The 21,847-nt window shown below is 65.4% G+C and carries 25 protein-coding genes and 4 tRNA genes; 12 read left to right on the top strand and 17 right to left on the bottom strand.

What is annotated here, in order from left to right; all coding sequences use genetic code 11:
- The 3 genes from A5636_RS05455 to A5636_RS05465 all read left to right on the top strand — a co-directional run.
- On the top strand, positions 1-1,060 hold a 1,060-nt coding region (locus A5636_RS05455; RefSeq protein WP_065157691.1), incomplete at its 5' end, for an FAD-dependent oxidoreductase.
- A gap of 5 nt (positions 1,061-1,065) precedes the next feature.
- The gene (hemQ, locus tag A5636_RS05460; RefSeq protein ID WP_065157692.1) at positions 1,066-1,761 is read left to right on the top strand and encodes a hydrogen peroxide-dependent heme synthase; all 696 of its coding nucleotides are present in this window, start codon (positions 1,066-1,068) and stop codon (positions 1,759-1,761) included.
- Positions 1,762-1,772: 11 nt separating this feature from the next.
- Complete coding sequence (locus A5636_RS05465; RefSeq protein ID WP_065157741.1) at positions 1,773-2,525, top strand: class I SAM-dependent methyltransferase; 753 nt, start codon at positions 1,773-1,775, stop codon at positions 2,523-2,525.
- Between the two features lie 12 nt (positions 2,526-2,537).
- Here A5636_RS05465 and msrB read toward each other — a convergent pair whose 3' ends face one another.
- The 4 genes from msrB to A5636_RS05485 are packed head-to-tail and all read right to left on the bottom strand — an operon-like array spanning position 2,538 to position 6,712.
- Positions 2,538-2,948 carry a peptide-methionine (R)-S-oxide reductase MsrB gene (msrB, locus tag A5636_RS05470; protein ID WP_065157742.1) on the bottom strand — a complete coding sequence of 137 codons (411 nt, stop codon included), beginning with the start codon at positions 2,946-2,948 and terminating at the stop codon, positions 2,538-2,540.
- A gap of 5 nt (positions 2,949-2,953) precedes the next feature.
- On the bottom strand, positions 2,954-4,306 hold the full coding sequence (gene aftC / locus A5636_RS05475) for an arabinofuranan 3-O-arabinosyltransferase (protein WP_065157693.1): 1,353 nt from the start codon (positions 4,304-4,306) through the stop codon (positions 2,954-2,956).
- Positions 4,307-4,328: 22 nt separating this feature from the next.
- On the bottom strand, positions 4,329-5,888 hold the full coding sequence (locus tag A5636_RS05480) for an alpha/beta hydrolase (protein ID WP_065157743.1): 1,560 nt from the start codon (positions 5,886-5,888) through the stop codon (positions 4,329-4,331).
- Between the two features lie 26 nt (positions 5,889-5,914).
- A complete protein-coding gene (locus A5636_RS05485) occupies positions 5,915-6,712 on the bottom strand; it encodes a pyrimidine reductase family protein (RefSeq protein ID WP_065157694.1) in 798 nt (265 codons plus the stop codon).
- Here A5636_RS05485 and zapE point away from each other — a divergent pair.
- Positions 6,711-7,814 carry a cell division protein ZapE gene (gene zapE / locus A5636_RS05490; RefSeq protein WP_155763632.1) on the top strand — a complete coding sequence of 368 codons (1,104 nt, stop codon included), beginning with the start codon at positions 6,711-6,713 and terminating at the stop codon, positions 7,812-7,814. The genes A5636_RS05485 and zapE overlap by 2 nt on opposite strands.
- Here zapE and A5636_RS05495 read toward each other — a convergent pair.
- The 3 genes from A5636_RS05495 to A5636_RS05505 form a co-directional block, all read right to left on the bottom strand.
- The gene (locus A5636_RS05495) at positions 7,792-8,301 is read right to left on the bottom strand and encodes an N-acetyltransferase family protein (RefSeq protein ID WP_437339806.1); all 510 of its coding nucleotides are present in this window, start codon (positions 8,299-8,301) and stop codon (positions 7,792-7,794) included. The two genes, zapE and A5636_RS05495, sit on opposite strands and share 23 nt — an antisense overlap.
- 18 nt (positions 8,302-8,319) lie before the next feature.
- Positions 8,320-8,844 carry a hypothetical protein gene (locus A5636_RS05500; protein ID WP_065157696.1) on the bottom strand — a complete coding sequence of 175 codons (525 nt, stop codon included), beginning with the start codon at positions 8,842-8,844 and terminating at the stop codon, positions 8,320-8,322.
- Positions 8,845-8,920: 76 nt separating this feature from the next.
- Complete coding sequence (locus A5636_RS05505) at positions 8,921-9,649, bottom strand: Clp protease N-terminal domain-containing protein (protein ID WP_065157697.1); 729 nt, start codon at positions 9,647-9,649, stop codon at positions 8,921-8,923.
- A 100-nt stretch (positions 9,650-9,749) separates the two neighbouring features.
- Between A5636_RS05505 and A5636_RS05510 the strand changes: the two genes are divergently transcribed.
- Both A5636_RS05510 and A5636_RS05515 read left to right on the top strand, forming a co-directional pair.
- Positions 9,750-10,067, top strand: a complete 318-nt coding sequence (locus tag A5636_RS05510) for a DUF732 domain-containing protein (protein WP_065157698.1) — start codon at positions 9,750-9,752, stop codon at positions 10,065-10,067.
- A gap of 10 nt (positions 10,068-10,077) precedes the next feature.
- Positions 10,078-11,037 carry an alpha/beta fold hydrolase gene (locus tag A5636_RS05515; protein WP_065157699.1) on the top strand — a complete coding sequence of 320 codons (960 nt, stop codon included), beginning with the start codon at positions 10,078-10,080 and terminating at the stop codon, positions 11,035-11,037.
- On the opposite strand, the gene A5636_RS05520 is transcribed toward A5636_RS05515, so the two are convergent.
- From A5636_RS05520 to A5636_RS05545, 6 genes are all read right to left on the bottom strand, one after another.
- A complete protein-coding gene (locus A5636_RS05520; protein ID WP_065157700.1) occupies positions 11,017-11,250 on the bottom strand; it encodes a DUF2510 domain-containing protein in 234 nt (77 codons plus the stop codon). The two genes, A5636_RS05515 and A5636_RS05520, sit on opposite strands and share 21 nt — an antisense overlap.
- Before the next feature lie 4 nt (positions 11,251-11,254).
- Positions 11,255-11,578 carry a hypothetical protein gene (locus A5636_RS05525; RefSeq protein WP_065157701.1) on the bottom strand — a complete coding sequence of 108 codons (324 nt, stop codon included), beginning with the start codon at positions 11,576-11,578 and terminating at the stop codon, positions 11,255-11,257.
- A gap of 120 nt (positions 11,579-11,698) precedes the next feature.
- The gene (locus A5636_RS05530) at positions 11,699-11,944 is read right to left on the bottom strand and encodes a hypothetical protein (RefSeq protein ID WP_065157702.1); all 246 of its coding nucleotides are present in this window, start codon (positions 11,942-11,944) and stop codon (positions 11,699-11,701) included.
- A 109-nt stretch (positions 11,945-12,053) separates the two neighbouring features.
- Positions 12,054-12,266, bottom strand: a complete 213-nt coding sequence (locus tag A5636_RS05535; protein ID WP_065157703.1) for a hypothetical protein — start codon at positions 12,264-12,266, stop codon at positions 12,054-12,056.
- An 83-nt stretch (positions 12,267-12,349) separates the two neighbouring features.
- Complete coding sequence (locus A5636_RS05540) at positions 12,350-12,916, bottom strand: dihydrofolate reductase family protein (RefSeq protein ID WP_065157704.1); 567 nt, start codon at positions 12,914-12,916, stop codon at positions 12,350-12,352.
- A gap of 381 nt (positions 12,917-13,297) precedes the next feature.
- Entirely contained in the window at positions 13,298-13,939 is a 642-nt protein-coding gene (locus A5636_RS05545) for a hypothetical protein (RefSeq protein ID WP_155763634.1), read from the bottom strand.
- A 127-nt stretch (positions 13,940-14,066) separates the two neighbouring features.
- Here A5636_RS05545 and A5636_RS05550 point away from each other — a divergent pair, with 127 nt between their 5' ends.
- On the top strand, positions 14,067-14,666 hold the full coding sequence (locus A5636_RS05550; RefSeq protein ID WP_065157745.1) for a recombinase family protein: 600 nt from the start codon (positions 14,067-14,069) through the stop codon (positions 14,664-14,666).
- Between the two features lie 44 nt (positions 14,667-14,710).
- Here the strand turns inward: A5636_RS05550 and A5636_RS05555 are convergent, their stop codons facing one another.
- From A5636_RS05555 to A5636_RS05570, 4 genes are all read right to left on the bottom strand, one after another.
- Positions 14,711-17,365, bottom strand: coding sequence for an ATP-binding protein (locus A5636_RS05555; RefSeq protein WP_253900508.1), 2,655 nt, complete (start codon positions 17,363-17,365; stop codon positions 14,711-14,713).
- Positions 17,366-18,486: 1,121 nt separating this feature from the next.
- A tRNA-Val gene (locus A5636_RS05560) sits at positions 18,487-18,561 on the bottom strand.
- Positions 18,562-18,576: 15 nt separating this feature from the next.
- Positions 18,577-18,650: transfer RNA gene (locus A5636_RS05565), tRNA-Cys, on the bottom strand.
- A gap of 27 nt (positions 18,651-18,677) precedes the next feature.
- Positions 18,678-18,750 (bottom strand) — tRNA-Gly (locus A5636_RS05570).
- Between the two features lie 181 nt (positions 18,751-18,931).
- Between A5636_RS05570 and A5636_RS05575 the strand changes: the two genes are divergently transcribed.
- The 5 genes from A5636_RS05575 to A5636_RS05595 all read left to right on the top strand — a co-directional run bounded on the left by A5636_RS05575 (position 18,932) and on the right by A5636_RS05595 (position 21,789).
- A tRNA-Val gene (locus tag A5636_RS05575) sits at positions 18,932-19,003 on the top strand.
- 111 nt (positions 19,004-19,114) lie between these two features.
- Positions 19,115-19,954, top strand: a complete 840-nt coding sequence (locus A5636_RS05580) for a polysaccharide deacetylase family protein (protein WP_065157706.1) — start codon at positions 19,115-19,117, stop codon at positions 19,952-19,954.
- Between the two features lie 69 nt (positions 19,955-20,023).
- Complete coding sequence (locus A5636_RS05585; RefSeq protein ID WP_065157707.1) at positions 20,024-20,317, top strand: putative quinol monooxygenase; 294 nt, start codon at positions 20,024-20,026, stop codon at positions 20,315-20,317.
- A gap of 38 nt (positions 20,318-20,355) precedes the next feature.
- The gene (locus tag A5636_RS05590) at positions 20,356-20,646 is read left to right on the top strand and encodes a hypothetical protein (protein ID WP_065157708.1); all 291 of its coding nucleotides are present in this window, start codon (positions 20,356-20,358) and stop codon (positions 20,644-20,646) included.
- Between the two features lie 261 nt (positions 20,647-20,907).
- Positions 20,908-21,789, top strand: a complete 882-nt coding sequence (locus tag A5636_RS05595) for a hypothetical protein (RefSeq protein WP_155763636.1) — start codon at positions 20,908-20,910, stop codon at positions 21,787-21,789.
- Positions 21,790-21,847: the final 58 nt, after the last annotated feature.

The raw sequence follows: 21,847 nt of genomic DNA on the forward strand, positions 1-21,847 counted from the left end.
GTTCCCGGTCGAGACGGTGGTCGGTATCCCGTCGTCGGCGGCGTCGCTGGCAGGGCTGGTCGACGAGGCCACGCTGGACCGCATCGGTGCCGAAGCCGGCCGGCCATTGCGCTGGCAACCCGGTGCCGATCCGTCCGCCGCCGAGCTGGTGGCAGACCGGTTCGGCGAACAGGTGGTGACCCGGTCGGTCGATCCGCTGCTCAGCGGGGTCTATGCCGGGTCCGCCGCCACCATCGGACTGCGGGCAGCGGCGCCCAGCGTGGCCGCAGCGCTCGACCGCGGCGCCGGGAGTCTGACCGAAGCGGTGCGGCAAGGACTGCCACCGTCAACCGGTGCTCCGGTGTTCGGCGCGCTGCAGGGCGGCTATCAGGTCCTCATCGACGAACTCGTCGCTCGCAGTCGACTGCAGTGGGTGCGGGCCGGGGTGACCAAGCTCGAACCGGGCTGGGAAGTGCACGACGACACCGGCGCCCGCTGGCGCGCCGACGCGGTGATCCTGGCCATCCCGGCGCACCAGGCGGCGCGGTTGCTCGGCGACATCGCCCCGCGATCGGCGGCCGCCGCCGGCCGGGTGACCAGCGCGTCATCGGCGGTGGCAGCGTTGGCGGTACCGGCCGACACTGCGTTCCCGCAGTGCTCGGGTGTGCTGGTGGCCAGCGGTGAACCGTTGCGCGCCAAGGCGATTACGCTGTCGTCGCGCAAGTGGGGCATGCAGGGAAACGTCCAATTGCTGCGCCTTTCGTTCGGCCGTTTCGGTGACGATCTGGCTGCGCGCGCTTCCGACGACGAGCTGCTGGGCTGGGCGTTGAGCGACCTGGTGGACGTGTTCGACCTGGGTGTCGAACTGCTCGACGCGCGCGTGCAGCGGTGGATCGACGCGATGCCGCAGTACGGTCCGGGGCACGCCGATCTGGTGGCCGCAGTGCGGCAGGGTTTGCCGCCCACGTTGGCGGTGGCCGGCAGCTACCTCGACGGAATCGGCGTGCCGGCGTGTGTGTCGGCCGCGGTTAAGGCGGTCACCAGCGTCGTGGAGGCCGTGCGGGGGCAAGTGGCACGATAGGTGCCATGGCACGCCTTGACTTCGACGCCCTCAATGCAACGATCCGATACCTGATGTTCTCGGTGTTTTCGGTGCGTCCCGGCGAACTCGGCGATCAGCGGTCTGAGCTGATCGACGAGACGGCCACCTTCCTCAAGCAGCAGGAAGAGCGCGGCGTTGTGGTCCGCGGGTTGTACGACGTCGCGGGGCTGCGCGCGGACGCCGACTTCATGATCTGGACCCACGCCGACAACATCGAGGCTCTGCAGGCGACCTACGCCGATTTCCGGCGCACCACCGCGTTGGGCCGGGCCAGCTCGCCGGTGTGGAGCAGTGTGGCGTTGCACCGACCGGCCGAGTTCAACAAGAGTCACATCCCGGCCTTCTTGGCCGGTGAGGAAGCCGGAAACTACATCTGCGTGTATCCGTTCGTGCGCTCCTACGAGTGGTACCTGCTGCCCGACGAGGAACGCCGTCGCATGCTCGCCGAGCATGGGATGGCCGCGCGCGAATACAAGGACGTCCGGGCCAACACGGTGCCGGCGTTCGCGCTGGGCGACTACGAGTGGCTGCTGGCTTTCGAAGCGCCCGAGTTGCACCGCATCGTGGACCTGATGCGAGAACTGCGCGCTACCGACGCCCGACGGCACACCCGTGAGGAGACGCCGTTCTTCACCGGTCCGCGGCGCTCCGTCGAGCAACTGGTCACGGCGCTCCCGTGAGCCCGGCCAAGATGCCCGGCCCCCGCGACCCGAGAGATCCCGCCCGGTTCGAAGACGATTATCGCGACGAGCGCATCGCGCACGGCTTGCCCGCCGCCACTCCGTGGGACATCGGCGGCCCGCAGCCGGTGGTCCAACAGCTGGTCGCCCTCGGTGCGATCAGAGGTGAGGTGCTCGATCCGGGTACTGGCCCCGGTCACCACGCGATTTACTATGCCTCGCAAGGGCTTTCGGCGACCGGCATCGACGGTTCAGTGGCCGCTCTGGACCGGGCGCGGGAGAATGCCCGCCGGGCCGGAGTGTCGGTCGATTTCCAGTTGGCCGACGCCACGAAGCTGGACGGGCTGGATGGCCGGTTCGACACCGTCGTGGATTGTGCCTTCTACCACACGTTCAGCACCGAAATGGATATGCAGAAGTCTTACGCGGCGGCGCTGCACCGGGCCACCAAGCCGGGTGCGCGGCTGTTCATGTACGAGTTCGGCGAACACGACGTCAACGGCTTCCGGATGGTGCGGTCCTTGTCCGAGGAGGACTTTCGCGAGGTGCTGCCCGGCGCGGGCTGGGAGATCACCTACCTCGGCCCCACCACGTACCAGATCAACTTGAACGCCCAAACCATCGAGGCGATGGCCGCGCGGAACCCCGACCTGGCAGAGCCGGTGCAGGTGGTGCTGGACCGTTTCCGCGCGATGGAGCCATGGCTGGTCGACGGGCGGGTACACGCCCCGTTCTGGGAAGTGCACGCCACCCGGTTGGACTAGCCCACCGACGGGCTATGCGTTGTCCGGCACCAGGCTCAGCGAGATCGAGTTGATGCAGTAGCGCTGGTCGGTCGGCGTCGGGTAGCCCTCGCCGGCGAAGACATGGCCCAGATGGCTGTGGCAATTCGCGCAGAGCACCTCGGTGCGCACCGTGCCGAACGAGTGGTCGGGACGCAGGATCACCGCGTCGGAACTCGACGGATCGTAAAACGACGGCCAACCGCAGTGCGATTCGAACTTCTCTGTGCTGCGGAACAATTCGGCGCCGCAGGCCCGGCACTGGTAGATGCCCTGGGTCTTGGTGTCGGTGTACTGGCCGGTGAAGGGCCGCTCGGTGCCCGCGCGCCGTAACACGTCGAATTCCTGCGGGTTGAGCCGCTTACGCCACTCATCGTCGGATAGCTGCAATTTCGGACGGGCGATGTCAGTCACGTTGCGCCGCTCCTTCCCAGGTCTGGTGTGGGTGACGTTACGGATCCTGTTTCCAAGCTAGCGCGATCCCGCCCCGCGGGCAGCCACGCCGGATCGATACCGTCTTCCAATCTGTTCTCCGCCTTGGCGTCCAAGTAGCGGAAGTAGAGCACCGTGAACGTCACGATCAGTAGTAGTGACCAACCGTAGGTGATCTTCAGGTATTCCATGGCCCGTCCCCAGCGCATCCAGTGGAAAAGCAACCAGCGGTCCAGCGTCATGAAGCCGTAGATCCCCAGCCACGCAGGCCAATTGCGGATTACCGAGTTGGGCAGCACGACGGTCATCAGGAACGGGAACAGCATCATCGAGTAGTAGCCCTGGGCCAGTGACAGCACCAGCCACGACCACAGCAGCAGCACTCCCGAGGACGTGGTGAACCAGAACCGTGGGTCGCGGGTGCGGTAGTAGCGGTAGAGCAGCCACAAGGCGCCGATGGCGATCACCGTGAACAGCAGCCGCAACCCCACGATCAGCCAGGTGGGCAGGCCGAAGTACACGCCGTTGCCCTGGATGGAGCTGTTGAAGTAATCGCGAGTGCCCAGGATGTAAGGCAGGGTGCGGGTGAAGAAGTTCATCGGGTCGGGCACCAGTGGCAGCGCGGCCAGGTTGATCACTGCCGGGACCACCAGCGCTGCCGCCAGCGCCCGCCACTGCCGGTTCAAGAGCGGCAGCAACAACAGCGGACCCAGCAGTGGTTTGAGCACCAGCGTCAGTCCGATGGCCAGTCCGGCCCACCATTCGCGGCTGCTCCGACCGTCCAGCAGCCACTTCAGGAACAGCACCTCCAACAGCAGGATGCAGCCGTTGATGTTGGTGAACACCAGGGTGTTGGTCACCGTCTCGGTACAGAACATGGCCAGCACCAGCGCTGGGGCGGCAGCCGACGACAGGGTGAAATTGAACATCCGCAGCAGCAGGTACGCGGCGACCAGGATGGCAACGGTATTGAGCGAGACGAAGAGGTAACGCGACGGCGCGAACGGCAGATAGCCGAACGGCGCCATCAGCAGCGTGCCGCCCGGCGGATAGAGATAGTGCGGGTCTACGTAGTCGAAGTGCTCGTTGTAGATGTCCCAGCCATGCCGGAAATTCAGCACCGCACGGTAGACCGGTTTGAAGTCGTCGGTGATGTTGCCGTTGGTGGTGAGCACGATGGCGCGGTGCAATACCGAGAGGATCGCCGCGGGCCAAAGCACCGCCCGCAAGACGGATCCGGTGCTGTGTGGGCCGGGACGGAACGCGCCCTGCATGGATTCGCGGAGGCCGGTTCTGGTCGAGTCAGCTGCCGTCACCAGCGCACCGTACACCGGGCGGCCCCGCGGCCCGGGATCAGGCAGGACAGTACGTGTCGGTGCCCGGCAGCTTGCCGCTGTCCAGGTAACCGACCAGCGGCGGAACGGCGCACGCCGAGTAGACACTGGCCCCGTGGCCGATGCCCTGCCACATCACCCGCTTGCTGGCTGCGGTGGCGTTGATCACGGTGGCCGCCGTCGCGGCAACGCCTTCGTTGCCGGCGATCGGGTCGTTCTGGACGCCCATCAACAGCACGTCGACCTTGAGTTCTTTCGGCGCCTGCGGCGTGGCACCGGAGGGCCAGTGCACGCACTTGACCAAGTTGAGTGCGGCCACGGTGCCGAACTGCGGGTAGAGCTTGCCCCAGGCGACCACCAGCTCGCGGACCCGGTCGGGGGTGGGCCGGTTGAGGGCATCGCTGCAGGTGTTGACGAATTGTCCGTCGCTGTCGCGGGTCGCTTCGGCGCGGTTGATCAAGTTGTTCAGTTGGTTCATGTCGCCGGAGCGGGCGGCCGCCAGGGCGTTGGCCAGGTTCGTGGTGTTGCTGACGCGGTCGCCGCTGGGGAAGCCCAGGGCGGTGGTGATAGCCCCGACGACGGATGCGACCGAGGCCTGGTTCAGACCCTGACTGCCGCGCGCGGTGGTCAACAACTCGCTGACCGCGCCCTTCGGATCGGCACCGAGAGCGCACGAGACGGCGATGCACTGTGCCGCGAACGCGTCGAGCGCGGCCTGTTGGCCCTTCACCCGCTGCTCGGCGGCGGCTTCGGCGCTGGCACCCAGCGCGACCGGCGAATCCAGGATCAGCCTGGCCACCTTGTCCGGGCGCGATCCGGCGTAGGACAACGCGACCTGCGCGCCGTTGCCGATCCCGATCAGCGCCACCGAGGGGACGTCCCAGATGTTGCGCAGCCGTTCGATGTCGTTGGCTGCGTGAGTGTTGTCGTAGGCGGAATCGCCGGGCGCGATGGTGTCGGTGCAGTTGGTGGTGGCAGTGTTGGCGACATCGGAGAGGTTGGCCACCGGGTCGTCGCCGGTCTGGAACTGGGCTTGGTCGCGCATCTCTTCGCGGTCCAGTCGGTCGCGGCAGTCGATCGGGCTGGACATGCCCATGCCGCGCCGATCGATCGACACGATCGGATGCCCGTCGAGCACGTCACCGCCGGCGCGGGACAACCAGACTGGCAGCTGCGTCGAGGACGCGATGTCGGAACCGGTGGTGAAGACCAGGGGTCCCGCGTCCTTCGGAGTCTTGGCCGAGCGTGCGCGGACGACGCCGATGCTCACCGAGCCCGATCCGCCGTTGAACGGGTCGAGGTCGGCGTCGAAGCTGGCGCACTCCAGCTTGATGCCCGGCGCGCCGGGGACGCCGGCGTCGGCATTGACTTTGGAGGTGCAGTCGCGCCAGGACAGATCGTTCTTCGGCGCCGCGATCGGCGCTGGTCCGGCCGGCGGTGGTTTCGGTGTGGACACACCCTGCGGCCGGGCTCCGGAGTTGGTGGCGAAGCGGGGGTCGGCGCCGAAGACCGGAACGCAACCGGTCAGCACCACGGTCGCCGCCAGGAAAATGGTGGCAGACCTGATGCGCCGATTCATGCCGACCACAGTAGCGGGACGCCCGGTCAGCCCTTGACGTAACGCGTGTAGAGGTAACCGGAGGCATCGGTGAGGACGTGGGCGCAGCGCATCCGGGTCTGCAGCTGGCCCAGTCCCGATGCGATGCGGCTGGACGACCCGCCGACGAGCAGGGGCGCGATCGTCAGGCACAGCTCGTCGAGCAGGCCGGCCTCGATGAACGCGCCGAGCAGCATCGGGCCGCCTTCGGTCAGTACGCGGCGCAGACCGCGCGTCTGCAATTTGGTCACGATGGCCGACACCTCGACCTCGTCGGGATCGTTGCCCGAACAGTCGATCACCTCGGCGGCCAGCCCGTCCAGGTGACGACGGGCCGTGTCGACGGCCGAGCTGCAGGTGAGAATCAGCGGGGGCACCTCGGTGTGGATGAAGATCGGGAGATCGCGATCCAGGTCGCAGCTCTTGGTGACGATCGCAAGGGGTGGAATCTCGCTCTGCTCCCGGGGCTGTCGGTGTTGGCGCTGAGCGCCACTCAACTGCGCACCCGAATAGTTCTCCGACCGCACCGTTCCGGCACCGACGACGATGACGTCGGCCAGCTCGCGCAACACGACGAACACCGTCCGGTCGCCCGGCCCGGCCAGGCCGCCGCTGAGACCTTCGACGGTGGCGCCGCCGTCCAGGCTGGTGATGAAGTTCGCCCGCACCCAGCTGCCGGTCAGCCCGGCCGGATAGCCGTAGAGCTGGGGGAGTTCGTCGTGGCCGAGTTCGCGCTCAGCGCCGAGCAGCTTCAAGGACGTCTCGGCGTGCTGGCCGGCCGCGATGTCGGCCTCGAAGTCGGGCATGGGGTCGATTGCAGCACGTCGCTACAGTGCCACCATGCACGGGTCTACCTCGTCGGGCGGCTCGGCAGCGGTTTCTCGCCTGGTAGATCGGCACCCGTCAGTGTCACCGGAACGTTTGATCGCTCAATTGCATCCGCCGCCGACGTTCGCCGATGTCAGCTTTTCCACCTACCGGCCAGACCCGGCGGAGCCGTCTCAGGCGGCCGCCGTGGTGTCCTGCCAGGAGTTCGCCCGGGAGGCCGCGCAGCGACGGGCGGGGCGCAAGAAGCTGTTCGGGCGACGGGAGGTGCTGCCCGGAGTCGGCCTGTACCTGGACGGCGGCTTCGGAGTGGGCAAGACCCACCTGCTGGCGTCCGCTTACTATCAGTTGCCCGGCGACGGGCCCGGGGCAGGCGAGCATCCGAAGGCATTCGCGACCTTTGCCGAGCTGACCCAGCTGGCCGGGGTGTTCGGCTTCGCCGAGTGCATCGAGATGCTGGCCGGCTACACCGCAGTGTGCATCGACGAATTCGAGCTGGACGACCCGGGGAACACCACGCTAATCTCCCGCATGCTGTCCTCGCTCGTCGAGCGTGGTGTTTCGGTGGCCGCCACCTCCAACACGCTGCCAGAGCAACTCGGCGAGGGGCGATTCGCCGCCCAGGATTTTCTCCGCGAAATCAACACGCTGGCAGTGATTTTCACCACCGTGCGGATCGAAGGGCCCGACTACCGGCACCGCGATCTACCACCCGCGCCGCCACCGCTGTCCGACGACGACGTCGCTACCCGTGCAGCGGCGGTGCCCGGCGCGACGCTGGACGACTTCGACGCGTTGTGCGCACACCTGGCCAGCATGCATCCGTCGCGCTACCTGACCTTGGTCGAGGGTGTCTCCGCTGTGTTCCTGACTGGTGTGCACCGCATCGAAGACCAGAGCGTCGCGCTGCGATTGGTGGCGCTGACCGACCGTCTGTATGACGCCGGCATTCCGGTGGTGGCGTCGGGCACGAAGCTGGACACCATCTTCAGTGAGGAGATGCTGGCTGGGGGGTACCGGAAGAAATACCTGCGAGCCACCTCGCGGTTGCTGGCGCTGACTACCCGGTCTTCCGGGTCATGACGTAATCGTGCTCCAGGTGGGTGCCCAGCTGAAATGTCCTGGTGCCGCTGACCACAAAGCCGCTCTTGGTGTAGAACCGTTGCGCCCGAACATTGTGCTGATTTACACCCAGCCATACTCGCGGCGCGCCCCAGTCCAGCGTGAGCGCTAGCACGGCATCCATCAACATCGCGGCCACGCCCTGGCCGTGGAAGTCGGGCACTACGTAGAGCTTTGACAGCTCGACACTGAACCCGGGATCGGCTACTTCACGAATTGCCATGGCGTAGCCGATGATTCGCCCGTCGTGGTCAGCCTTCAAGATCGCTCGGTGCGGGTCGGTCAGGTATTCCTCGAAGCGGTCAGTGGACAGGTTGGCCTTGACGAACGACGCGATGTCCTGCGTGGGCGCCGAGGGCGGGCAGGCTAATGGAAACGTCTGTGCGGCAACGATCGACAGTGCAGCGGCATCGGCCGGATCCGCGACTCTTACGTGCAGGTCAGAGATTCCCAGGTAAGAGATAGGTCACAGATTCCACTGTGCGAGGTGTTCGCCGGACCTTTTGTCCAGCAGGACGACTACCGTGACCGGATCGCGGTAGGCGTCCCAGTACACCCCGCCGCGAACGACAGATCCCTGCGGTGCATTTCCCAGTGCGGCGTCCAGCCAGTCGGGCGCATCGCACGGCCGGGGCTTGTAGGCGTCAGCGAAGGGGGTGACACCGTCGAAGCTGAAGTTGGTCGCCATGATGTACGAATTGGGCACCCGAACGGCGCGGACCACGACATCTGCTCGCGCTACCGAGCTGTCGGGAAAACTCTTGACCGGAACGCCGCTGCGCGTGTAGCCGAATCCTGGTGGCGGGTCTACGGGCACCACGCTGGTGACGGTGACGTCAGCGACGTACTTGCCGGTGTCGACGCGCAGGGTGTCGCCGAGGTGGCCGATCGGTGTTTCGCTGGCCCGGGCACGCGGAACGGCGGCGTCGACCGACAGCAGGCCTGCCGCGCTGACGAGGAACGTGAGAAGGACGATCAGCCAGCGGTGCATCTTCGCCTCCTGAGGCCGCCGAGGGACCTTCGCATGATTTCACATGCGGCTATGGGAAGGGGAGGGGTTGACCGTCTCAGGTCTCGTTCGTCGGGTTGGTAACTGATTCGAGCGCGGATCGCAGGTCGGACTCGGTGCGTTCCTTGGCCACACCGGCCGTGTGCAGGGGCCCGGCGCCGTCTTCGAGTTCAAGCAAGGCGAGCAGCAGGTGTTCGGTGCCAATGTAGTTGTGGCCCAGGCGAAGTGCCTCGCGGAACGTCAACTCCAGTACCTTGCGGGCCGGTCCGCTGAACGGAATCAGCGCCGGAACTTCGGGTGCGGCGGGCGGCAGTTCGACGGCCTGACGCAGGGCTTCGGTGTCGATCTTCTGCAGGTGCAGCAAAACCGTCGCGAGTGCCGCGGGGTCGCAGAGCACGCCGAGAAGCAGATGGTCGGGGGTGATCTGGTTGTTGCCCGCATCGTGGGCGGCATTCTGCGCTGCCACCACGGCGTTGCGGGCGCGCGGAGTGAACCGGGCGAACCCCTGCTCCGGGTCGAGCGTGACGGGATCGGCCTTCGGGACGAAACGCTTCTGCGCGGCCTGCTTGCTGACTCCCATGGCCGTACCGATGTCCGTCCAGGAGGCCCCGGAGCGGCGCGCTTGATCGACGAAGTGCCCGATCAGGTGATCCGCGACCTCGCCGAGACTTTCGGCTGTCAGGACGGCGTCGGCAAGCTGGTCCAGGGCGTTGCTGTGCACTTGCTTGATGGCGTTGATCAGATCGTCGAGGCGGACGGGATAGGCGATCGGCGTAGGTTGAACCATACCGTCAACGCTAGGTTGACGCAGGCGGAATTGTCAACCGCCGGTTGACGGATGTCTTCGAGATGCGGGCTCTGCGCCACTCTGCGACCATTTATGAGATATGAAGCGCTTGCTCGTCGTGATCAGCGCCGTAACAGCGCTCGGAGTGGCCGCGCCGGCGCGGGCGGATGCCAATCAGGATCAGGCGTTTCTGGTCGCGCTTGATGCGGCCGGCATCACCTACCAGAGTCCGGACAGCGCTGTGTCGGCCGCGAAGAAGGTCTGCGAGTTGGCTGATGGGGGCAAATCCGGGATCGAAGTGGTGCAAGTCCTGCAGGACGGAAACCCCGGTTTGTCGCAGGTGAACGCCGCGAGGTTCACCGCGATCGCCGCGGGCGTCTACTGCCCCGCGAAATTGCCCGCAAAAGGCAGCGAGTAGAACTCGACATATGAGACTGGCGTCGGCCATGGGTGGGGCGTTGGCGACCACCGGGCTGGTGAGCTGGGCCAGCGCGCGTGCACTGGTCAAGTGGATCGAGAGCAACCCGGATCCCTATACCCGCGAACAACTTCTCGCCGAACCGAAAGGCGAGGAGGTCAGCATCACGCGTCCGGACGGGACCGTCCTGCGCGCGATGGCGGCGGGCCAGGGGCCGACAGTGGTCCTCGTCCACGGCTACTCGGTCACCCTCGCGGAATGGAACGTCGTCTGGGACAGTCTGTTGGCCAAGGGGTTTCGGGTCATAGCCTTCGACCAGCGCGGTCATGGCCGTTCCACGCTCGGCTCGGACGGGATTGGATCGGAGCCGATGGCGGCGGACGTCGCCGCGGTGCTGGAGCACTTCGATGTCCGCGACGCCGTCCTGGTCGGACACTCGATGGGTGGGTTCGTCACGATCCGTGCCCTGCTTGACCACCCCGACTTCGCGTCGCGGTTGCGCGGAGTGGTGCTGTTCGCCACCTGGGCCGGCCGGGTCCTGGACGGAGCGCCGCAGAACAAGGTGCAAATCCCGCTGCTGGAACTCGGCATCCTGCAACGGCTGATGCGGAACAAGACGGTCGCGGTCTTGTTCGGTGCCGCACAGTGCGGGACGCGTCCGTCACCGGCGATGGTCTCGGTGTTCACCGAGGGATTCCAGCAGCACATCGACGAGCACGGGCCGCTGATTCCGATCGTGCGGGCCTTCTCGCGCGAAGACCGCTACCCGCGGCTGGGCGAGATCACCGTGCCGGCGGTGGTCATGGTCGGCTCCGCGGATCGCACCACGCCGCCTAACCACTCTCGCCGCCTGGCGGAAGGCATTCCCGGTGCCCGGCTCGTCACCGTGCCGGGCGCCGGGCACGCCTTGAACTGGGAGGCACCCCACGAGTTGGTGAAAGTGATCGAATCACTTGCGCTGGGTGGCTGAGGTCCACTGCCGGCCGTCGAAATAGCGCAGCAGCGCTGGATCGGCGTTGTCGGGATACCAGCCCGGCGCCATCGCGGCTGAGACGGGCCACGCATGCGGAACGTAGGACTCTGTCTTGGGTGAGTCGGCCAGTCGGACCAGTATCACGATGATCCCCGCGACGACACCGACCGCCAGCAGGCCGAACACCAGCAGAACCAATAGCGTGGCCACGCGATTACAGGCCGGGCAAGCAGATCGGCGACCCCATGCACGTGTTCGCCGGCGACGGGTCGCCCTCGAGGATGTGTGCGCCGACCGGAATGCCGCCCTCGGTGCCGGCGTGGCCGAGGCTGCCGCCGTAGTAGTGGTGGCAGACGTTCATGTCCCACACCACATCCGGCATCGGCAGCTGGCTGCCGGGGCACCAGACATAGCTGCACATCCCCAGCTGGTTGCAAATGCCCGTCGAGGGATCGGCTTGCGCGGTGCCCGCACCGACTCCCAAGCTGGCCAGACCCAGTGCGCCGGACATCAGTGCGCCGGCAACGATTCGCTTCATTGTTTGCTCCTTGTCTGCACGCCCATTGTTGGCGGCTCGTGGTCGTGTAGACAAGTAGATGGGGATCGGGTGGCTACCGATCCCAAGATTCGTGCGGACCTATTCGACCTGCGAAGGCGGTCACATGGTGCCAGGCGTGCCTGCCGGAACCTGCACGCCCAACCAATTGCAGGGCGTCCAGGTACGCCACGCGATCAGGGCGCACTGCTGTTCGGGGGTCAACGGTCCCGGTCCCGCACAGGGCGGCGTGTCCGGGCCACCACACACATTGGGATCCGCTGAAGCGATGCCCAGGCTGGCGAACCCGCCGGCGCCGATTGCCAGGGTCAACGCGGCTACGGCCGATATACGTCGGATGCGATTCATGGCTCACTCGAATCTGTAGACGATAGCCTGATCGTAACTCCGCCGACCGACCGCGAAAAGTGGTTTGAACTGGTGAAACTCTGGATTTGGTCGTTCTGCCCGGGCGCCGCTACGCGCCTTCCGCAACATAGCTGACCACGTACCACCGCCGGGGCGGGCGAACGGACGTGTCGTATTCGTCGGTAGCCGTGGCTCGATCGAGGCGAACGTCAGTGAAATGCGTGTTGTACAGCAGGATGTGGTCCTGGAGCGCGGCCAGTAGCGCATCGCCGTGCAGGGTCGGATTCGCGAGCGCTCTGCCTTCGTAGCGTGTCCAGCCCACTCCTAGAACTTAGCTGGGGCGCTACACGGCATCGGTAGCGCCAATAGCCATTCGCGTGGGTCGCGGTGGCTCTGTCTGCATGATCAGTCGTGTTTGACCTCGTAGCGCAGTAGGACCACGCCACCCGGGAAGGTGCGGTTCTCCACGAGTCGCAGCGAGATCCACGACGGCAGCGTCGGGAAGAACGGCGTACCGCCGCCCACCGCGGTAGGCGCGACCACGATCCGGTACTCGTCCACCAGACCGGCCTGCACGATCGGTGTGGCCAGCGTCGCGCCGGCCACCTCCAGGTGGCCGTCGGTTTCTGCTTTCAGCTTCCGCACCACCTCGACCGGGTCGCCGCGTTCCAGCCTGGAATTCCAGTCGACGGATCCCAGGGTGCGCGAGAACACGACCTTGGGCATGTCGCGCCAGATGCGGGCGAAGTCGACGATTAGCGGGGTGGCATCCGGGGCCTTGTCGGCGGTTGGCCAGTATGCGGACATCAGTTCGTAGAGTCGGCGTCCGTAGAACGACAGGGCAGTGTCCCGCTCGAAGTCGTTCCAGTACTGGTGCAGTTCGTCGCTCGGCTCGGACCAGTCGATGTTGCCTTGCGCGTCGGCGATGTAGCCGTCCACCGACACGTTGAAGCCATAGATGAGTTTGCCCATGCAGATCAGACTGCCGTGGGAGGCAAAACTGATCGCGACGCCACGCGAGTAAGAGGTTCGGCTTGATGCTTGGGCCGACATGTCCTGGGCACCGGCGATAAGCGAGTTATCACCGCGTCGTTGGCGCGTTACTCATCCGCGAAACGAGGTCGCAGTTGAGTATCGAGAGTTTCACCGCTAAACAATTGAGCTCCGCCAAAAGGTCGGCTAACTGACTCGAACAGCGGGCCCAATCGAATTTCAGTTAACCTTCTTGGGAGTCCGGAAATGAGTTGTAATGCAACGTGTCTCATTGCTCAGAGCCAGGCCTGCTCTAGCTACGCGTCGTGCTAATGCAATCCGCATTAGCAGATCGGCTGTCGGCTCTCGCCGCCTGCGTCGCTAGCGTCTTGCAAGCATCCGCTGTCGCACCGCAGTAGGAATCCACCGGGCTGTGGCCCACACGCGGTCGGTCGCCTCCACCCGTATAGCAACCGCTTCCGTGAAGGAACTGACCGCTAGCCAAGTCCACCGCCTGAGTCCGTCATACTTTGCTTGGTACTCGGCCTCTAGATTTGCGCGATCGCGGTTGTCATCGCCCGCCAACTCACCGCATGCGGTCCAGAATGCATTGCAGATGTCCTCAACAGCGCGCAGTCGGCCGACGACGTGTTCGGCCCAGTCTGCCGCCGTCAGCGGCCTCTCGGTCCCGGCTGGGCTCCGTCCCGGGAACAGAATCCACACCCTGCCCCTCAAGGGCCGGAGCCGGTCGACCGCATCCTTTACTTTCGCTCCACGTTCTTCGCGGATCTTGGCGTCGTGGTGAAGCTTCTCGTTCCTGTGTCCAACGCGTGTAGTGGGCTTATAGTCCCGCAGAGACGCCAGAGCTGCCATCGCACCTCCAGCGAACTCGCCTGCCAGGGCGATCCGCTGATCTCGGAGTTGCTTTTTTCGCTCGTTTCGGTCGCCAAAGAAACCAGCAACTAGTGCCGCCACCACCGAGGAAGTTATAACGGCCGCGATTATTGGCCCCCAGCCCTGCATCCGCACAGGATATGACCGCATCCAGGGGTAATGGTTGGCGGCAACCACATGTCTCGGAACTTTAGTTGTGAGACAGGCCGCGCAGGCCCTACTGGCGCAGAACAAAGCCCACGTCGTACTGAAAGGCATGTCCACCGCTACCGCCCCCAGGGGTGTTCAAATCGGATACGCCCGCGTCTCCACCGGCCACCAGTCCCTCGACCAACAACTGGACGCCCTCATTGCGCCGGATGTCGACCCTGACCGGATCTATCGCGACAAGCTGTCCGGCATCTCGACACGTGAGCAGCGGCCCGGCCTAGCCGCATTGCTTGACTACGCACGAGCCGGTGACGCGATCGTCGTGGTCGGAATAGATCGATTGGGCCGCAATGCCGCCGAAGTCATGACCACGATCCGCGAGCTGCGTGACCGTGACATCGTGCTGCGCTCGCTCCGGGAAGGCATCGACACTTCTAACGCCACGGGTCGGATGGTGGCAGGCGTCCTTGCCAGCCTGGCGGAGCTGGAACTGGAACTAGGCCGGGAGCGCCGGATGGCCGCACGGGAGGCGCGTCGGGCACGCGGGCAGCACATCGGACGACCCAGGGCGCTCGACAAGAAGGCCGCTTTGGCGATGCGGATGCACGCAAGCGGCGAATCGGCGAGCACGATCGCCGACACTCTCGGCGTGAGTCGGGCGACGGTGTACCGCGTCCTGGCCGAACAGACTGCTGAAGGCGACTGAGAACACGCTGCGCCGCCCCGCATTGGATACGCGATGCGCGAAACTCAACCAAGGCGTTCCAGTTCTGCTCGGGCCTGGTCGATTTGGTCATAGGCGTAGGTCACCACGGCGGCGGTGGTCATCGTCTCGCCCTTGCGGGCGAGCGATTCGTAGGCCGGGTCGCCGAGCACGTCGCGTAGGTGGGCGATCGCGGTGGTGATTTCGGGGACGCCCGTGGCGGCGATGGGACTGAGGGCGAACCCGACGATGGTGGCCGCCGGTTCGTAGCGTCCGAGCCGGTCGAAAAGAACGGCGAGGAGGGCCAGCGGGCCGCGGATCACCGTGGCGTCGCCTGCATTGTGCCAGTTGCGGATCGCCAGCGTGAGGTGATCGAACGCGGACACCGTGTCGCCGTGTTCGGCCTCGAGTAGGGCTAGACCGTGCGCCAGGGATGACGCTTGGTTGCGGGCGCCGCTGTCTTGAGCGATCACCAGACCCTGGCTCATGGCGTTAAGTGCCCCGACGGGGTCGGCGTCTCGGAAAGCCACACCGCAGGCAAAGAGCGCCCACGCAAGCGCTATCGGGTTGCCTGTTGCCTCCGCAGCCTCGATGAGGCCACCCGCGGAATCCATCGCCTCCCCACCGGAACCGGCCAATGCAAGGGCGACAACCAGCCATCCCCGGATGTGGACGTGGGTGTCGCGGCGGCGTGCGAGCTGGGCGCGGCACCACTCGGCTAACCGCTCGGGCTGCCCAATGAATACGTACACAACTCCAAGCCAGGCTTCCACGCCATACGGCAGCCCCTCGCGGCTCCTGCCCAGAACGATCTGGCCAGCATCGGCATAGCCGACAGCCGCCTCAATCCGTCCGGTGGTGTAGCACAGCGACGCGATCACATACAGGAACGCCAGCCGGGGGTGCTCGACGACGCGAGCAGGCTCGATCAGCTCTTCAGCCCAGGCTATTGGCTCATAGGTTTGGACCCCAGCGCCGAGCATCCCCGCATAGGTGGCGATGGTGGCGGCGACATCGAGGTCTCCGTGGTCGGCGGCCCACCGAAACGCGGTGCGCAGATTGGGCAGCTCGATCGCGAACCAGTCGTAGGCAGCACGTTGGCGGGGGCTATCCCACAGGGCCATGATGTCGGTTTCGCGTCCAGAAAAGTAGCGGGCATGCGCTGTGCGGGCTTCGGTCGCTGCCCCGCTGGCGACCAGTTGTTCCTCGGCGAACTGACGGATCGTTTCCAGCATCGAAAACCGGGTCCGCCCCGAAGATCGGTCGGCCACCAGCAGCGACTTACGCACTAGGGCGTCGAGCAGACCCAGGGTGGCGAAGTCATCATCGGAACCCGTGACCGCGCAGGCGCTTTCGAGATCGAATCCTCCGGCGAACACCGAACACCGATCCAGCAGCGCCTTCTCCGCGTCATCGAGGTGGTCATAGGACCACGCCACCGCCTGGCGCAGGGTTTGGTGGCGCGACAGGCCGCGCCGCGAGCCGACCAGCAACCGGAACCGCTGATCCAGACGATCACGCACCTCGATCGCCGTCATCGACGCCATCCGCGACGCAGCCAACTCGATGGCTAACGGGATTCCATCGAGTCTGCGGCAGACCTCTATCACCACATCCGCCTGTTCGGCGTCGGCGACCGAGAAGCGCGGCGAAACGGCTTGCGCCCGTTCGACAAACAGAGCTACCGCCGAGGAATCGATTCCTGTGCCGACACCGAGTGAGGACACCGGCCACAACTGCTCGTCGGCGGTCCCCAGTCCTTCGCGGCTGGTGGCCAGGACCTTCACCGTCACCGATGCCGCCAGGATCTCATCGACCAGGTCGGCTGAGGCATCAAGAACGTGCTCGCAATTGTCGAACACCAACAACCGGACTCTGCCCTCCAGAGCGGAGGCCACCGACTCGGTCACTGTCTTGCCCGGTTGCTGGGTGATGCCCAGCACCGCCGCGACCGCGTCGGGCACCGCCGCTGGATCAGTGACCGCCGCCAGTTCGAAAACCCATACCCCGTCAGGGAACTCGTCGGCGAGTCGCGCGGCAACCTCTATCGCAAGACGTGTCTTACCGACCCCACCCACCCCGGTCAACGTCACCAGCCGATGAGCCTCCACCGCCGCTTCGATCTCGGTGAGCTCCGACTCACGCCCAATAAAGCTGGTGGTCGCAGGTCTGAGATTTCCCGGACTAGTGTCCAGCGCCCGCAGCGGCGGAAACTCCGTGCGAAGTCCCGCTGCCCGTACCTGAAACAGCCCGACAGGCATCGGGACATCCCGCAGCCGTCGCGGCCCCAAATCCAGCAGATCCACCCCGCTGAGCAGAACCGCCGTCGACTCGGCCAGCAGGATCTGGCCGCCATGACCGGCGGCCATCAGGCGTGCAGCTCGATTCAGAACCGTCCCGAAGTAATCACCCTCACGCAGCTCGGCTTCGCCGGTGGCCAGGCCCATCCGCACTGGCAACTCCAGCGCCCGCTGCGCAGCCACCGCAGCATCGACCGCGGCCCTCGGCGACGAGAACGCCGCACACACACCGTCGCCGGTGTGCTTGAACATGAAGCCGCCATGCGCCTCAATCGCCTTACGCAACACCTTGTCGTGCGCGGCCAGTGCGGCCCGCATCTCATCGGCGTCGGACTCCCACCGACGGGTCGAGCCCTCCACATCGGTGAACAGAAACGTCACCACGCCCGAAGGAGCAGCCACCGCAGCAGCGGACACCCCAGCAGAATCTCACGACACACGCGCTCACACCATGCACATCGCCGAAACCTGGTCCCGCGGCCGACCTCAGTTCGGTCATCCGGATAGCTGGTCAGGAGACCTGACTCCGGGCCGATATTGATGCCAGGTCCGCTGACACCGTGCTGGCCGCCGGCGGGTGGGGGGATGCCCCCTCCCCCCAAGCTCGTCGCAGCGCGGGTTGACGCCTCGTTGCCGGTAGGCTCCAAACGGGAGGTCTCCGTCACTCTCGACGCCCGGACGTGCACACTCCGGGCGCACGTTTCAGTCTGCCGACCAACGCGAACGGCAAAACCGCACATCAGGCCGACGCGTGACAGATGTGACAGATCAAAGTATTAACGGGATTATGTGCGCGCGCGTAGGCGAACCTTTGGATGTGCCACATCGGTCACGCTTCGCCGTCATTCGTTCTCACCGCCTTCGTCTCGCAGGGCAATTCCGCATCGCAAGCTACCGATTCTGGTGCGCTCGACCTGGTGGCCGCGAGCGTCGAGCGCCTGCCCGAATCTCTTGAGGCTTCACAGCATGGTTCGCGGGCACCGACCACGGAATCGCCTTGCACTGCGGTCGGTCCGGCGCGGGGGTCTTCGACGTCGACCACCCCGCCTAGACCTCAACGAGATTGACGCCGCGATGGAAGCCGTTCGGAGGTGGTGTCGGGTGACCGCGACAACACGACGAAACCGAGCGTCGGCGTGGGGTGATGACGGGCGTTGTTGCGGTACTTGGGGGCACAGTGATACTCCGCGAGTTCGATGGGAGCTGAACCACTCCGTTAAGGGAGGGACATCCCTCGGAGTTCTCGGAACGCCGTGCGCCTACTTGGTCCGCGCGGTCCACGACGGCCTGGTGCCCGTTCGCTGGGGGGCACGCCTGCGAAGGTGGTAGTACTCGGAACGGCAGATCCCTTGAGATGCCCGGCGATCTGTCGGCCTGATGGCGTCATTACACGGGTTTTGAAGGAAGCGTCTCGCGCAAGCCCACCTGATCAGCGTGCGGTTTGACCGGCGCCGTTATTGCGCGATAGCCCACGTTTAGACCAAGACCGCGAATGTTATGTTGCGCTTGAACTGCAATAACTCTGGTGCGCGATACTGGGATTGAACCAGTGACCTCTTCCGTGTCAGGGAAGCGCTCTCCCGCTGAGCTAATCGCGCTTGGAGATCGAATCTTGGAGGTGGAGACGGGAATCGAACCCGTGTGCACGGCTTTGCAGGCCGTTGCCTCACCACTCGGCCACTCCACCGCTGGATTGATGCCTCTTGCACCTTCGAGCGGATGACGGGATTCGAACCCGCGACCCTCACCTTGGCAAGGTGATGCGCTACCAACTGCGCTACATCCGCGCGCAACGGACGAGATCGTCGCCCGGTGCGAAGCACGACGATAGTCCAAGTGAACCGGCCCACACAAATCCCTTGGTACGGGTCGCGTCAACCCTACCTCGCGACGTTTCCACCCCCACCTGGCCCGCATCACGCCCGCCTCGAGCGTGCTAGTGTTCGACGTCGTTCGCCTCTCGGCGCCGGTCCCGTGGCTCAGTGGGAGAGCGTCCGCTTCACACGCGGAAGGTCGCTGGTTCGATCCCAGCCGGGACCACCTCAGAAAGATCACGGCTCCATACCAAGAGGCCGACACCCCATGACGCGTCGCGCGTCTCACCAGCGAGTTATCTAACCTGGCCGGGTCCATCCGTAATAGGAGTGTCCCGTGCGCGAACTCGACCGTCGACGATTTCTGGTCGCCGTCGCAGCCACCGTCGCAGTCACGGGGATCTCGTGGTCTTCGAGCGGCGGCCGTCCGGAGTCGGTGGCGCGCGCAGATGTTCCCGGCTCGGCGCCCACCCCGGGACTGCCGCCGTTGTTGCCGCCCCCGGACCGGGCAGCGCGGGTGCAGCTACCTGGCGGTGGTGTCCTGAAGACCCTGCCGGGTCAGGGTGACCTGCTGGCCTGGACGGTCGACGACGGTGTCAGCACCGACGTGCTGCGCCTCTACACCCAGTTCGCCAAGGACAGTGGTGTGCGATTGACCTACTTCGTCACCGCCTCATTCCGCTCGTGGACCGACAACGCCCCGTTGCTGCGCCCACTGGTCGACTCCGGGCAGATTCAGCTGGCCAACCACACCTGGACGCACCCGGACCTGACCAAGCTGTCACCCGCCCAGGTCGCCGCTGAGTTGCGGACCACTGACGCGTTCCTGCGCAATACCTACGGGGTGGACGCCGCGCCGTATTACCGGCCGCCCTACGGCCGTCGCAACGCATCAGTCGACGCGGTGGCCGCTGACCTGGGCTACCAAGTTCCCACGCTGTGGTCGGGCGACCTGCGGGATTCCGCGCTGATCGCCGAGGCCCAGATAGTCCGGAACGCATACCAGTTCTTCGCCCCGCAGCAGATTGTGATCGGCCACCTCAATCACCCGCCCGTCACCCGTGTCTACGGGCAACTGCTCGACATCATCCGGGCCCGCAGGCTACGCACCGTCACTCTCAACGACGTCTTCGTGCAACCGCAGATCCCGCAGCGCCCAGGCGGTTTCGCCGGCTAGAAAACTGCCTGGGCTAGTATCTCGCTGAATCTCGCTGTAACTGGCACGCGGCGGAAGGAAAGACGGACGATGGCGGTCACAGTAATCCTTGAGCTCAGATTCAAGCCCGAAGAAGTGGCTGCGGGACGCGAGTTGATGGGCCGCGCACTCCAAGACACCCGCGCTTTCGACGGCAATCTGCGCACCGACGTGCTCGTCGACGAGGACGACGAAGCGCACTGGCTGATCTACGAACTGTGGGAGTCGGTGGACTCCGATGAGGCCTACCGCCGCTTCCGCGCCGGCGAAGGAAAGCTCACGCAGCTTCCGCCGCTGCTGGCCGCGCCACCGGTCAAGACCAGATACACCACCACCGACGTTTAGCGAGCGCTTCCGGCCGGCCTGGCATAGCGTCGGTCTGCATGAGCTTCTCCGAGGGCATCGGCACCCTGAAACTCGAATGTCCGCAGGCACATCCCGTGGGCAGGATCCTGCGGGAAGCTGCGCATCAGTCGGTCCAGTACGACCCTGGTGCCGCGGTCGGGCCGCGCCGGTTCTGGCCCGCGGACGGCGAGCAGGCACAGTTCACCGCCCACTGCCGGTTCTGCGACAGGCCGGTGGGTGACGCCACGGCCACGCTGCAGGCGAAGTTCGCCGAATTGATCGCCGACGTCGCCCAGACGTACGGAACGGTCACGCTGCCCTACCTTTAGGGTCGCGATACGTCGGCCATTCACATAAAACACAAATGCATCAACGCCGGATAGTAAGCGCCGCAACAGATTTCGCTCGTGCCCATAGTCACCGCGTACGTGCCGGCGCTCCCGCCCTGTGTTATTCAGCATTTGTGGAGTAGCCGCCGGCCGTATTCACCCATGTTGATATCGCTGAGTTTTTATTGATTTCGTAAGGGCTATAAGGAAACGTTCATACGAAAGCGCACCACCCCACGTCCCTACTAGCACGGAGCTCTCATGACGCTATCCCGCAGGCACCCGCTGGGCGTCCTCGCCGTGGTTGTGGCCAGCCTTGCCGCTGTCACATCTCTCGTCGTGTTCGCACCGCGGGCTCATGCCTTCTATGTCAAGTACCACGAGACGATCACGCGCAACGCTCTACCGGCAGACCAGGTCAGTCAGCTGGCGGTCAACCAGATCCTGGTGGGGCCGCCGCCCGGCGGAGGAGCCATGGGTAGTGATGTCTTCGCCACCGACGAGTTCCGTCACCTCGACAACTCGATCAACCCGGTCGACATCTGCAACCGGGCGCGTCAGGCATGGGACGTCTTTTCACCCATCGTGCTGAGCGGTTCGGTGCTCAACGGCAATGTCGAAGCCGACGGGCCCGGTGCCCGCGCCGCATTCGGCGCCCTGCTGCACACCCAGCAGGACTTCTACGCCCACTCCAACTGGGTCGACGACAACATCGCCATCGGCCAGCTGGACCGCCTAGCCCCACCGATCTTCCCGAACTGCAACCCGGCGGATTTCCCGGCTGACCTGCACACCGGCTATTACAGCATCGACTTCGCGCAGCAGTTCCCGCTCGAGGGTTGCCCTGCCGGCGGCCCGCCCCCCGGGTTCCAGGAATGCCACAGTGTGCTGAACAAAGACGGCCCACACACCCCGCGTGGCAGCCAGCCCATCCCGGGAACCAACATGAACAAGTACGACCTGGCCGCGCAACTGGCGACCCGCGCCAGCACCGACCTGTACTTCATGGTTCGTGACTGGGTAGCCAATGCCAACGGGCAGGACGCAGCGGTTCAGCTGTTCCAGCAGGGTGGTCCGATGCCGTCGTTGTCCAACCTGCCGAACCTGCCCAACGTTCCGAACATTCCGTACACGGGTAGCTAGTAGTCGAATCGGCGGGTGCTCGGGTGGATCAGCCCGGGCACCCGCCGATTGCTGCTGG

Origin of the sequence: Mycobacterium asiaticum, from assembly GCF_001673315.1 — a bacterium.
GTDB classification, from domain to species: Bacteria; Actinomycetota; Actinomycetes; order Mycobacteriales; family Mycobacteriaceae; genus Mycobacterium; species Mycobacterium asiaticum_B.

Bases quoted from the DNA above. Each gene is read 5' to 3' on its own strand.
- hemQ (WP_065157692.1), top strand. From the start codon at position 1,066: ATGGCACGCCTTGACTTCGACGCCCTCAATGCAACGATCCGATACCTG.
- A5636_RS05465 (WP_065157741.1), top strand. From the start codon at position 1,773: ATGCCCGGCCCCCGCGACCCGAGAGATCCCGCCCGGTTCGAAGACGAT.
- A5636_RS05480 (WP_065157743.1), bottom strand. From the start codon at position 5,888: ATGAATCGGCGCATCAGGTCTGCCACCATTTTCCTGGCGGCGACCGTG.
- zapE (WP_155763632.1), top strand. From the start codon at position 6,711: ATGGGGTCGATTGCAGCACGTCGCTACAGTGCCACCATGCACGGGTCT.
- A5636_RS05485 (WP_065157694.1), bottom strand. From the start codon at position 6,712: ATGCCCGACTTCGAGGCCGACATCGCGGCCGGCCAGCACGCCGAGACG.
- A5636_RS05500 (WP_065157696.1), bottom strand. From the start codon at position 8,844: ATGCACCGCTGGCTGATCGTCCTTCTCACGTTCCTCGTCAGCGCGGCA.
- A5636_RS05505 (WP_065157697.1), bottom strand. From the start codon at position 9,649: ATGGTTCAACCTACGCCGATCGCCTATCCCGTCCGCCTCGACGATCTG.
- A5636_RS05510 (WP_065157698.1), top strand. From the start codon at position 9,750: ATGAAGCGCTTGCTCGTCGTGATCAGCGCCGTAACAGCGCTCGGAGTG.
- A5636_RS05515 (WP_065157699.1), top strand. From the start codon at position 10,078: ATGAGACTGGCGTCGGCCATGGGTGGGGCGTTGGCGACCACCGGGCTG.
- A5636_RS05525 (WP_065157701.1), bottom strand. From the start codon at position 11,578: ATGAAGCGAATCGTTGCCGGCGCACTGATGTCCGGCGCACTGGGTCTG.
- A5636_RS05530 (WP_065157702.1), bottom strand. From the start codon at position 11,944: ATGAATCGCATCCGACGTATATCGGCCGTAGCCGCGTTGACCCTGGCA.
- A5636_RS05540 (WP_065157704.1), bottom strand. From the start codon at position 12,916: ATGGGCAAACTCATCTATGGCTTCAACGTGTCGGTGGACGGCTACATC.
- A5636_RS05545 (WP_155763634.1), bottom strand. From the start codon at position 13,939: ATGCAGGGCTGGGGGCCAATAATCGCGGCCGTTATAACTTCCTCGGTG.
- A5636_RS05550 (WP_065157745.1), top strand. From the start codon at position 14,067: ATGTCCACCGCTACCGCCCCCAGGGGTGTTCAAATCGGATACGCCCGC.
- A5636_RS05585 (WP_065157707.1), top strand. From the start codon at position 20,024: ATGGCGGTCACAGTAATCCTTGAGCTCAGATTCAAGCCCGAAGAAGTG.
- A5636_RS05590 (WP_065157708.1), top strand. From the start codon at position 20,356: ATGAGCTTCTCCGAGGGCATCGGCACCCTGAAACTCGAATGTCCGCAG.
- A5636_RS05595 (WP_155763636.1), top strand. From the start codon at position 20,908: ATGACGCTATCCCGCAGGCACCCGCTGGGCGTCCTCGCCGTGGTTGTG.